The sequence below is a fragment of the Agrobacterium sp. 22-221-1 genome, assembly GCF_053522445.1.
This window is the reverse complement of record NZ_JBNWCL010000036.1, coordinates 1-9,757: the sequence shown is the minus strand read 5'-3', so window position 1 is coordinate 9,757 and position 9,757 is coordinate 1. Positions and strand designations below refer to the sequence as shown.

Genomic DNA, 9,757 nt, shown 5'->3' with positions numbered 1-9,757 from the left:
TTGCCCCCGTCGCTCACCGCGTTGGGGGAAGGTTCACATGGCTCAATTCTCAATGGAAATTATGCGCCTAACCGGCTCAGTTCCGCGTGGAAACCAACATACCGGCTTTGCCGCGGCGAAAAACCTCCTGCATTTCGTCGATGCGAGCATCGGCTCCGACGCACTGAAAAGCCTTTTCTGCGATCTCAAGGTAAACCAGTCTTCGATGCGTGCCATCTGCATCCTCGACGGCGACCAAAACAAGGACCTCAAACATCACATCATCGCTTTGCCTGGTGGCGCACCGCCGGACCGAGTATTCTCTGAATTCCTGCGAAACCTGATTTCCGACCTCATTTACAAGTCGTTCTGGCTCGAGGTGCAAGACTTCGGATATTCCAAGGTGACTGCGGCCGACGTTCTGCAAGATTTCGACGCCATCGCCACCAAGATTGCGCAGGCGAAAGAGCGACAGGAATCTACCCATGGCCTGCAGCGGCAATACAGCAAAGTGCACTTCAACAAGCACAAGGAATTCTATGACTTGGTCATCAAGGCCTGGCTGAAAAGCGACGCGAACCAGGAAGCCATAAAAGGTTTTCGAAACGACCTTTTCGCGGTCTTTAAAAAGACGGCACCGTTTCACTCGATCGACGACAGAATTTGGCCAAAGCAAGTCGCCGCGAATGCAGCCTAAAGATCGGCGCAATACCAACGGTTAATTTTTATGGGCCCGAAGCGGTTTCGGAGTTCAAGAGGACGTCGGCGACGATCTTGTCAATGCGCGAGGTAGTAGAAGGGCAAGGTCAAGCAGACGGTCAAGGAAGTAGCAAGGGTCGCGACGGCTCGACAGCTTTTGTTTACCATCATCACGTTGCAAACCCACATGTCACACCCATCCCAAGTGCGAGGGCCGTCTTCTGTATGAACAGGTGTTTCAATCGAAAGGCGGCATCTCGCGGCAACTGAGAAAGTCCGAGCCAGCTAAGGGCCCAGCGAAAGCCGTGAGCCGTCTTCCCTTGGAAGCTTCACGCACACACGCGCCCCACAGAGAAGGCTTTCCAGCCAGTCCGGCGCAAGGTCAGCGTGCGTTAATTGTCGATGACGCAAGCGCTTAATCTCTGGTTGTGTAGATGGTCAAAGGTATTTGACGTAAGGCCCACACCTGATCAAAGGTATTTGAGGAAACGGAAACGCTCAGCGCGCTTGGCGCGGCGGTTACTTGACCGCACCATCGAGATAGAGGTCTTCACCTCGTTGCAGCGGCGTGAAAGTGAAATCGTCTTTTCTCAAAAAGCGGTCGAACCAGCCCAAAAGATCGTCTGCGGTCGCCGAGTTGCGATAGCCGACCAGCTTGACGGTCAGAGGAGCACTGAAGGCTATGTCAAAGGCGGTGTCGAACTGGGTTGTACCAGAAAGCTGAACAGAAAACGTGCCGCCACCATCGTGACGGATGGAGATTTCCGCGCGAGAGAAGAACTCGTCGCTGTAAATGGTGATGAGGCCGGGAGCTTCCCACCAATCTTCCCTAGTCAAAGCGTTTGGAGTTCCTTCGCCCTGGAAATCTATCAAGATTTCTTCAAGGCTACGAAAATCACGGTTCTTAAAGCGCTTCAACGGAATTTTGAGCCACTGTGTATCCAGACCCGGATTCAACCACTGAGAGACGTCATCCTCGGGATCATTGTTGGGATCGAAGAAAAATTTCGGAGATTTCACTTCTAAATCCAGTACGACGTGGTCCTCCAGCTCCTGACCAGGCCAAGAGCCACTTGAGGCCCGCAAGGTGATGCGTGGCTCTTCGACTGAAAGGTCGAGAGGATGTTTCTGATAAACAAGTCTGAAATGTCTCATGCAGTTCTCCGGTACGAAAACTCTTCGCGGATTTCGCAAGATAGCGGTTGATGGTATACTTTGTCATGGCACATCTTTCAGGAACAGACCGCTCGTAACCGTTGCTTCTTCCCGAAGCGCTTGGCGGCTAGCCAGGGCCGGACAGTCCGGTTCGCTTCAGAACGGCTGCTTCTTCCATAGCCAATCTGAAATCGACATGCCGCTTTCCACCTTTATTTCAAGCACGGACATAGTCTTGCATGACCGCTTCTGCCAATTTTTCTTATGACCAAGAGCGCCAATAGGAGATATTGCAGCGGTGTGAAATTCGTTTAGCTTTTCTCGCGTTGAAGACCGAGAGGATATTGGCGTGGCTATGGGAAACAACTTCGTGACATCATTGATCCCACATGACGATGGCGCAGCGAAGCATTTGCCAGGGATGGAAATGCCGGATGTTACATTGGCAGCAACCGACGGCACGACTGTCGACCTTAGAGGACCGGGTCTGTCCATAGTATATGCCTACCCACGCACCAGCCCGCCGGGTGGCAATGCGATTGACGGATGGGATGCCATACCCGGGGCTAGAGGCTGCACACCTCAATCTTGTGCTTTTCGCGACCATTTCGCTGAGCTGAGGGGATTAGGGGCCAGCCATCTTTTTGGCCTTTCGACGCAGACGACCGAGTATCAAAAAGAGGCTGCAGAACGGCTTCACTTGCCCTTTCCATTGCTTTCCGATCATTCACATTCTCTTGCGAAGGCCCTTAGCCTGCCGACGTTTGAAGCGGGTGGTTTCACCTTGCTCAAAAGGCTGACGATGATCATCGAAGATGGCAGGATCAAGCATGTTTTTTACCCTGTAGACCCGCCTGATAAAAACGCCGATGCAGTGATCGTGTGGTTAAAAACAAACTACCATTCCAAAGCACACGGATGAGTGTCTTGGCCAATTGCGGCAGCAATCCTCATGGCAGGAAGCAGTGTCTGTTGGGACAAGCAACCCTTCGATGCAGCGAACTCCGACGAAATAGTCTTCCTGATCGAGGCGGTGTACAAAACTGCCTGACCATGACTATCTTCGAAAACGTCGCGTGCACAATAACTGGAGAGCGGCAACATGGTGACGCTTCGGATTGATCCGTTCCCGCGCCAAGACGAGCTGAATGTGCTTTGGTTAGAAGCCTGGGGCAGCGAAGGGCCAAAAGACTTTTCCTGCATATTGTCACGCAGCCTTGCCCATATTGCGGCTTATGAAGATGATCGCCTCGTCGGCTTCGTGAATGTGGCGTGGGACGGAGGTGTCCACGCCTTCATCCTGGACACCTGCGTTATTCCCCGGATGCGACGAAGAGGTATCGCTGCCCGCATGGTGGTAGAAGCCACAAATGTAGCGCGAGAGCGCGGAGCGAATTGGTTACATGTCGACTTCGAACCGCATCTGAGTTCATTCTATCAGAGTTGCGGATTTCGGCCGACCAAGGCAGGACTCATCAAGCTCAAGTGATTTAAATCGGTCGCTCTCTGCCGGGCTGTCAGCAATGCGCCAGAACCGGACATTGCGGCTGCCGCACCCCCCCTATTCTGCGACATCGCAGAAGCCAGGAAAACAAGTGTCGCTTTCATTGGATTTTCGCGACAAATAGCTTGGAGGTGTCCATATGGAGCATTTGCCAGAAATCGGTTTGGCGTTCGGTGCCTTTGCACTCGGGATGTTCAGTCCCGGCCCAAATATTCTTTCGGTCGTCGGCACATCGATGGCTGTCAGCCGCAAAGCGGGCATTGCGTTAGCGCTCGGCATCTCTGCGGGATCGTTCCTGTGGGCCTCCATGACCGCGATCGGCCTAACCGCATTGATTGCCGCCTATGCCTCCGTGCTGACGGTCATCAAAATCATTGGCGGTCTCTATCTGCTCTGGCTGGCCTTCAAAGCTTTTCGCTCGGCCGCTTCGTCAAAGCCGATCATGGACCCGGCCGGAATAGCGGGAGGCAGCCTGCGCACGTATTTTCTGCGCGGCGTGATCGTCCAGATGACCAATCCAAAGGCCGCATTGACATGGATCGCAATCATGTCGCTTGGCCTCGCGCACTCTGCGCCTGCCTCAACCGCTCTCGTTATCGTAGTCGGAACCACCATCCTCTCAGTTGTTGGTCATATTGCATATGCCGTCGCTTTCTCCACCAAGCGTGTTGTCACGGCCTACGACCGTGCTCGCAGATGGATCGACGCAGGTTTGGGAGTATTTTTCACCTTCGCCGGAATCAAGTTGCTTACAAGCAGGACTTAATCTGTATCTGTCTGTTGCGGCCTCTGGATATTCGCCCATTCTCGAAGAGGGAAAATGAAGAAAAATCTCATTCCAGCTCTTGTTGGCGGCCTCGTCGCTGGACTTAGTGTGTGGCTCGCTCAAGCTTTCGGCGCACCTTATTGGGCCACTGGTGTCTCAGCTGCGGTAGCGGCCTTTTTGGGCACATGTTTGGACAAAAGCTGATCGGTCATTGAATTGGTCGCGAAAGGTGTCGCGGGTTTCGATAATTTTACGACATTGGAGTTTCTGCACTTGTTGAAGCTGGACCACATCACCGTCATCGCCCCGACGCTGGCCGAAGGAGTCTTGCATGTTCAACGCTGCCTTGGCCTCGACGTGCCTTTCGGGACGCGCCACGAATATATGGGGAGCCACAATCACCGGCTCCAGCTCGGAAATTCCGTTTATCTGGAAATCGTGGCGCTCGATCCACAGGGAATAGAGCCAGATCGGGCCCGCTGGTTCGGCCTCGACAATCAGGAACAGGTTAGATCGGATTGGGATGCAGGTCGCCGGTTGCGCGGGTGGGTCGCCAACACAGATGCGATGGACGCCGTTGTTTCAGCCTACGGCGCGATCTTGGGCGACAAGGTTCCCCTCCCGGCCGAAAGCCCGACTTTCGATTTTGCCATCCCAAAGGATGGCTCGCTTCCCTTGGGCGGCGCGGTCCCTTCGATCATCGACCACCGGGGCGACACCAGCTATATCGCCTCTATTCCCGATCTGGATGCCCACCTTCATTCGTTCACCCTTGAGCATCCGGACCCGACCCGCATTGCGGCGCTCTACCGGGAACTTGCCATCAAGAATTCGCCCGTCATCGTCCAAGGCCCCGAGGTCCGATACCGGGCGCTCATCGAGACACCCGCCGGATTGAAAGAGCTAACCTGACCATGGCAACGCAGGTCGTCTGTCGCGAGTCCTAATTTTCTGAGCGTCCCCTTTCTCATGAGAGAAAATCGCGTATCCTGAAACCCCGAGAGCAATCATAACTTTTGCGGGTTCCATGGATTTTTCGACCTTACTCGCCTTCGCGGCGGCCTTTTTCGTGTTCGCCGCCAGTCCCGGCCCGGACAACATGACGATCGTTGCCCGCACAATTTCGCACGGGGCGGCATCCGGCATTGCCTATGGAGCCGGAACGGTCGCCGGCATCCTCATCTTCCTGACCTTGGCCGCTTTCGGCCTGTCGATCGTCGCGGCCGAGATGGGTGTGGTCATGACGATCCTGCGCTATGCGGGTGCGGCCTACCTGATCTGGATGGGCGTCAAGCTATGGACTACCACCCCGACTGTGCCCGAGCTGCAACCCGTTGCCGAGCGGCGCGGCCTGCTGGCGATCTTCGCGACCGGCGTTGCGCTCAACCTCGGCAATCCGAAGATGCCGCTTTTCTATGTCGCGCTGCTGCCGAGCGTCGTCGGCGCGTCACTTACGCCCGGCCACGTCGCAGCGCTGGCGGCCGTGATCCTTACGGTTGAGGTGGTGGTGATCGGCGGGCATGTGATCCTCGCCGGCCGGGCGCGCAAGCTGCTCAGGACGCCGGTCGTCGTTCGCCGGGTGAACCGAACGGCCGGCGGGATCATGGTTGGCGCGGGCATTGCTGTTGTCGCATCGCGCTAAGCCGCGTGAATCCTGAAACTCGCCAGTGCGGATTTCAGGATTTTTGCCACTAAGAATGGCGACGCATCCCCTTTCGTGCCTGCTCGACTTCCGCCCGCATGATGCATCCCTCTGCATGGTCATTGACCAGCCCCATCGCCTGCATGAACGCATAGACCGTGGTGGGACCAACGAATTTCCAGCCGCGCTTGCGCAACTCCTTGGACAGCCTCTCGGAAGCCGGCGAGGTCGAGCGGCTTTGGGGCTCCTCATCGTCGTTGTCCGGTTCAAACCGCCAGACAAACGCCGCCAGTGATCCTTCTGCTTCAACCAGTTCGCAGGCGCGGCGAGCGTTGTTAATGACGGCTTCGATCTTGCCTTGATGACGGATGATACCGGCATCTGCCAGCAGCCGTGCCACATCAGTATCATCAAACAGCGCCATCTTGCGGAAATCGAAGCCTGCGAACGCGGCCCGGAAGTTCTCGCGCTTGGCGAGGATGGTGCGCCAACTCAAGCCCGATTGAAAACTCTCAAGGCAAAGTTTCTCGAACAGGCGTGTGTCATCCACAACCGGAAAGCCCCATTCACAGTCATGGTATGCTAAGAACTCCGGCACGGCCGCGCACCAGCGGCAGCGCGGGCGGCCATCGGGGCCGGGAACGATTCCGCTCATGCCGGCGACTTCACGAAATCCAGCGCGGCAACAGTGCGCTTCGGGTCGATCTCGTAGGTTTCGGCGGTCACGATCCCCTGCGCGACGAAGGGGTCGGCAGCGATACGTGCATCGTGATCGGCCCGGCTTTCCCCATTGGCGAGGATCGCGCCCCCGGCTGCGGGCTGAAGCGAGCCGACGCTGAGAAACGCACCATCGGCAAAGCCCTGCGCGATCCAATCGTTATGGGCCGCCATGAAATCCGGTGCGGCGGCGCGGTTCTCGGTAAATTTCAGAAAGGTGACAAACATCGGCGCTCCTTGGTCAGTTGGATGGGGAAATGTCCTGCAAGGTCGCCAGCCAGTTTTTGATTCCTGCCACCTCGCTACGGATGAAAGACTCGTCGCGGAACGCCGTGGCCATGACCGCCACCCCCTGCGACCATGCTAGAAGATGCAGAGCCAGCGTCTCGGCCCGGTCGCCGGCATCAAGTGCCCGGAACTGCCCGGCAAGCCAGTCACGGAACAGGCCGAAGATTTCGGCCGCCCGGTGCTGCGCGACGTGATCGAGCTTGGCAAGTTCGGATGAAAGGGTGCCGATCGGACAGCCGAAGGCAATGATCTTCACCCGGTTGGCGATCAGCATATGAATGAACGACATGATGCACTCGCGTGGGCCTTCGCCCTCGGCCTGCCAGCCGTCGAGCATGGCCCGCGTCCTTTCCATCCGGCGCACAATCACGGCCTCCAGTATGGCATCCTTGGTCTTGAAGTGGTGATAGAAATTACCGCGCGATATGCCCACGGCGGCGGCGATCTCGGCAAAGGACGTGGCCTCGAACCCGCCTTCGTAAAAAAGGGAATCCGCCTTTTCGACTATCAATTCGCGAGTGGATGATACCGACATGCTTGGTCAATTGTCCTAGTGATGTAACACATCTAGGACAATTGACCTAATATGTCAAAGCCGCAGCTTGTCTTGGAAATCCTGACTTTTATGCGGGTTCCAGGTATTTCCATCCCAATCGGCAGATCAGGATTGGAAGATGACCCGCGACAAGCTTTTTTGTTACGTCCGGATTTTGAAGACCCGGCCTATCCCGGTCACGCACCATCGTCGTGCAGGCTTGCGGAAACTGTCATGCCGGACTTCAAACGGCGGATCATCGTTACGAGTGCAGATTTGTTGCTGCTTAACATCCATACTCATTTAATCGTATTGCTTCGGCCGTATTGCGAACGTTGCCTCGGGGATTTTTGAAAAATGGAAAATATCGTTCATCGCTCGAAAGCTGAAATGGCGCTAAAGCTCTTGCTCGATGATCTCCGTGAAAGTGCCGCAAACGCGCGGGTCTTCGGACCGGTCTCAGCACTCACGCTCTGTGGACGGCGTTTTCCTCCCGCCACGGATGATCCTAGCTGGCTCGAGCGAGGCCCCAAGAGACACTGCTTCGCAAACGCAGCAAAACTAGCCAGCGAACGCGATGATGTTTTCTACGCTGAAGGCTATGCGTTCAACGGCAAAATTCCGATCCCCATGCAGCACGCTTGGCTTGTAGACAGGAATGGCTGCCCAATTGACCCAACATGGGAGCAGAGCCCGGATCACATCTATTTCGGAATCGTATTCCGCAAGGCCTTTATCACTGAGATGAGGAAAGTCCACGGCTGCGAGGATGGCCTGCTTGTCTATCCTGACGTGCTTCGTCGGCATTTCGGCTCTCCTGATCTGCTCGAGGCAGTCATCGAACCCGGTGTGGGGATTTGCCAAATTGCACATCGCGATTGAGCGTCGCCGCCATCCAACGTGACATCAACGTCGCAACGATCCCACAAAAAGTGGCGTTTTTGCTGTTGAAACGCTGAGCGAGTGCCCTTTCTTAACCAAATTGGTGTGCTAAATCGATTTCAGAAGTTGTGTCGGAGATTCGAAACGTCGAGTTTTCGTTCCGAGTCACAATGCGCGACTGTGGTCGTTGCCATTTTGTCGCAGCGCTCGGTTTATGCCGTTTAGTGCGTGACACAGGCAGGAAGGACATGCAGGATATAGAGGCAATGGGGGATTGTGATGCAAATCATTAGCGCAGAACAGTTTGTGCAAGGTTTACTGGCAGCTTTGAGCTTGGAAGGCAAAAAAACTATCCAGCTTGATGATCCTCGCCTTGATGAGCAGTTTGCAAAAGCATATGACGATCTTCTTGACCATGCCGAAGACTTGGGTGTTGTTCCGGATTTCGTGATTTCCCCAGATCGTTACCACGGCGACAGTACGGCATTGCGGGATGCTATTCTGGCTGTGAGGGACCTCAAGGACGTCGCCTTGCACAACCCAAAATTCGTGCGCGTTACCATCGATGTGCAGGAGGAGACGGCTGTGAAGACACTTGCTGAAAGTCGTATCCCCGACGCCGCGCTACGCCGTATGGCCGCGAAATATCTTTCCGAAGTCGCTCACTAAACAGCCGCCTTCATGAGCGCCATAGAGGAAGTCGCAAACGCCGTAGCTTCAAGATACCTCAGCACCTACGCGTCCAGGGCAGGCGAAATTGCTCGGCAGAATAGCTCACCCAAGCAAGTGCATGACAGGGTGTGGGGAACAATAGCCCTTACCCCTCTCGAAGTTGCTATCGTTGACAGTCCTTTGATTCAGCGGCTCCGGTATCTTCGACAGCTTGGTGTCGCTCAGTGGGTTTACCCATCAGCTGCTCATACCAGATTCGAGCATTCCCTTGGGGTTCTCCACCAGACTCACCAACTTGTTACCGCGATCAACCAAGCATCTGAAACGAAGTACGGCCAAGCGATCATAAACCACGACCTTACGACGATCCTGAGGACCGCTGCATTGCTTCACGACGTGGGCCATCCCGTACTGTCCCATGTCTCAGAATATGCGCTCGAAATCGACGCGAGAACCCTGCTTGAACTTCAACGGGAACGGCGAAACTTCGGGGAAAACACCAAACTCAGCGAAATTGTAGCGGCTTTGATTGTGCGCTCGTCTGAGTTCAAAGCGGTTTTGAAGTCCATCTTTGATGTTCACGTGTCATTGAGACTGCCGACTTCGAGCTGGGCCGGTCGAATTCCAGAATTTGTTGAGAAGGTGTCCAAATGCATTTTGGGCCAGTCGGTTTCGGAAGAAATACCCCTTCTCCACGAACTGATTTCTGGCCCATTTGATGCCGATAAGCTGGACTACATGATGCGGGACGCCTCTATGGCTGGAATCCCGGGTATCATAGATATATCGAGGCTTATCCAGAAGATAACAGTTAAGAAGGCTGTTGATTGCCACTGAGAACTGACCCGGCGTTTCCACCGAGAATTGACCCGCCTGTTAGGTATGTTTCGGGTCTGCGGTCGTGGTCAAGTTCCTCGT

At 55.2% G+C, this 9,757-nt stretch carries 14 protein-coding genes; 10 read left to right on the top strand and 4 right to left on the bottom strand.

Going from position 1 to position 9,757, the window contains the following annotated elements; genetic code table 11:
• Positions 1–676 (top strand): hypothetical protein (locus ACQZ5N_RS26190; protein WP_448734548.1); only part of this gene is annotated, 676 nt, incomplete at its 5' end.
• 521 nt (positions 677–1,197) lie between these two features.
• Here the strand turns inward: ACQZ5N_RS26190 and ACQZ5N_RS26185 are convergent.
• Positions 1,198–1,833: a hypothetical protein gene (locus ACQZ5N_RS26185; protein ID WP_448734547.1), complete on the bottom strand. Its 636-nt coding sequence runs from the start codon at positions 1,831–1,833 to the stop codon at positions 1,198–1,200.
• 355 nt (positions 1,834–2,188) lie between these two features.
• On the opposite strand from ACQZ5N_RS26185, the gene ACQZ5N_RS26180 reads away from it, so the two are divergent.
• The 5 genes from ACQZ5N_RS26180 to ACQZ5N_RS26160 all read left to right on the top strand — a co-directional run bounded on the left by ACQZ5N_RS26180 (position 2,189) and on the right by ACQZ5N_RS26160 (position 5,745).
• The gene (locus ACQZ5N_RS26180) at positions 2,189–2,755 is read left to right on the top strand and encodes a peroxiredoxin (RefSeq protein ID WP_448734549.1); all 567 of its coding nucleotides are present in this window, start codon (positions 2,189–2,191) and stop codon (positions 2,753–2,755) included.
• A gap of 180 nt (positions 2,756–2,935) precedes the next feature.
• Positions 2,936–3,322: a GNAT family N-acetyltransferase gene (locus ACQZ5N_RS26175; protein ID WP_448734546.1), complete on the top strand. Its 387-nt coding sequence runs from the start codon at positions 2,936–2,938 to the stop codon at positions 3,320–3,322.
• 154 nt (positions 3,323–3,476) lie between these two features.
• Positions 3,477–4,103 (top strand): LysE family translocator, encoded by a 627-nt coding sequence (locus ACQZ5N_RS26170; protein WP_448734545.1) that lies wholly within the window; start codon positions 3,477–3,479, stop codon positions 4,101–4,103.
• Positions 4,104–4,376: 273 nt separating this feature from the next.
• Complete coding sequence (locus ACQZ5N_RS26165) at positions 4,377–5,015, top strand: VOC family protein (RefSeq protein WP_448734544.1); 639 nt, start codon at positions 4,377–4,379, stop codon at positions 5,013–5,015.
• 115 nt (positions 5,016–5,130) lie between these two features.
• Positions 5,131–5,745 (top strand): LysE family translocator, encoded by a 615-nt coding sequence (locus ACQZ5N_RS26160; protein WP_448734543.1) that lies wholly within the window; start codon positions 5,131–5,133, stop codon positions 5,743–5,745.
• A 49-nt stretch (positions 5,746–5,794) separates the two neighbouring features.
• On the opposite strand, the gene ACQZ5N_RS26155 is transcribed toward ACQZ5N_RS26160, so the two are convergent.
• Genes ACQZ5N_RS26155 through ACQZ5N_RS26145 form a run of 3 tightly spaced genes read right to left on the bottom strand, consistent with a single transcriptional unit; the run spans position 5,795 to position 7,285 of the window.
• Positions 5,795–6,400: a DNA-3-methyladenine glycosylase I gene (locus ACQZ5N_RS26155; protein WP_269313330.1), complete on the bottom strand. Its 606-nt coding sequence runs from the start codon at positions 6,398–6,400 to the stop codon at positions 5,795–5,797.
• Positions 6,397–6,690: a YciI family protein gene (locus ACQZ5N_RS26150; RefSeq protein ID WP_269313329.1), complete on the bottom strand. Its 294-nt coding sequence runs from the start codon at positions 6,688–6,690 to the stop codon at positions 6,397–6,399. The genes ACQZ5N_RS26155 and ACQZ5N_RS26150 overlap by 4 nt, the downstream gene beginning before the upstream one ends.
• Before the next feature lie 13 nt (positions 6,691–6,703).
• Positions 6,704–7,285: a TetR/AcrR family transcriptional regulator gene (locus ACQZ5N_RS26145; protein WP_269313328.1), complete on the bottom strand. Its 582-nt coding sequence runs from the start codon at positions 7,283–7,285 to the stop codon at positions 6,704–6,706.
• 51 nt (positions 7,286–7,336) lie between these two features.
• Here ACQZ5N_RS26145 and ACQZ5N_RS26140 point away from each other — a divergent pair, with 51 nt between their 5' ends.
• From ACQZ5N_RS26140 to ACQZ5N_RS26125, 4 genes are all read left to right on the top strand, one after another.
• A complete protein-coding gene (locus tag ACQZ5N_RS26140; protein ID WP_448734542.1) occupies positions 7,337–7,639 on the top strand; it encodes a hypothetical protein in 303 nt (100 codons plus the stop codon).
• Between the two features lie 3 nt (positions 7,640–7,642).
• On the top strand, positions 7,643–8,167 hold the full coding sequence (locus ACQZ5N_RS26135) for a hypothetical protein (protein ID WP_448734541.1): 525 nt from the start codon (positions 7,643–7,645) through the stop codon (positions 8,165–8,167).
• Between the two features lie 279 nt (positions 8,168–8,446).
• The gene (locus ACQZ5N_RS26130) at positions 8,447–8,836 is read left to right on the top strand and encodes a hypothetical protein (protein WP_448734540.1); all 390 of its coding nucleotides are present in this window, start codon (positions 8,447–8,449) and stop codon (positions 8,834–8,836) included.
• 12 nt (positions 8,837–8,848) lie between these two features.
• Entirely contained in the window at positions 8,849–9,676 is an 828-nt protein-coding gene (locus ACQZ5N_RS26125; protein ID WP_448734539.1) for an HD domain-containing protein, read from the top strand.
• The last annotated feature ends 81 nt before the right edge of the window (positions 9,677–9,757 follow it).

Bases quoted from the DNA above. Each gene is read 5' to 3' on its own strand.
- ACQZ5N_RS26185 (WP_448734547.1), bottom strand. From the start codon at position 1,833: ATGAGACATTTCAGACTTGTTTATCAGAAACATCCTCTCGACCTTTCA.
- ACQZ5N_RS26180 (WP_448734549.1), top strand. From the start codon at position 2,189: ATGGGAAACAACTTCGTGACATCATTGATCCCACATGACGATGGCGCA.
- ACQZ5N_RS26175 (WP_448734546.1), top strand. From the start codon at position 2,936: ATGGTGACGCTTCGGATTGATCCGTTCCCGCGCCAAGACGAGCTGAAT.
- ACQZ5N_RS26170 (WP_448734545.1), top strand. From the start codon at position 3,477: ATGGAGCATTTGCCAGAAATCGGTTTGGCGTTCGGTGCCTTTGCACTC.
- ACQZ5N_RS26160 (WP_448734543.1), top strand. From the start codon at position 5,131: ATGGATTTTTCGACCTTACTCGCCTTCGCGGCGGCCTTTTTCGTGTTC.
- ACQZ5N_RS26155 (WP_269313330.1), bottom strand. From the start codon at position 6,400: ATGAGCGGAATCGTTCCCGGCCCCGATGGCCGCCCGCGCTGCCGCTGG.
- ACQZ5N_RS26150 (WP_269313329.1), bottom strand. From the start codon at position 6,690: ATGTTTGTCACCTTTCTGAAATTTACCGAGAACCGCGCCGCCGCACCG.
- ACQZ5N_RS26145 (WP_269313328.1), bottom strand. From the start codon at position 7,285: ATGTCGGTATCATCCACTCGCGAATTGATAGTCGAAAAGGCGGATTCC.
- ACQZ5N_RS26140 (WP_448734542.1), top strand. From the start codon at position 7,337: ATGTCAAAGCCGCAGCTTGTCTTGGAAATCCTGACTTTTATGCGGGTT.
- ACQZ5N_RS26135 (WP_448734541.1), top strand. From the start codon at position 7,643: ATGGAAAATATCGTTCATCGCTCGAAAGCTGAAATGGCGCTAAAGCTC.
- ACQZ5N_RS26130 (WP_448734540.1), top strand. From the start codon at position 8,447: ATGCAAATCATTAGCGCAGAACAGTTTGTGCAAGGTTTACTGGCAGCT.
- ACQZ5N_RS26125 (WP_448734539.1), top strand. From the start codon at position 8,849: ATGAGCGCCATAGAGGAAGTCGCAAACGCCGTAGCTTCAAGATACCTC.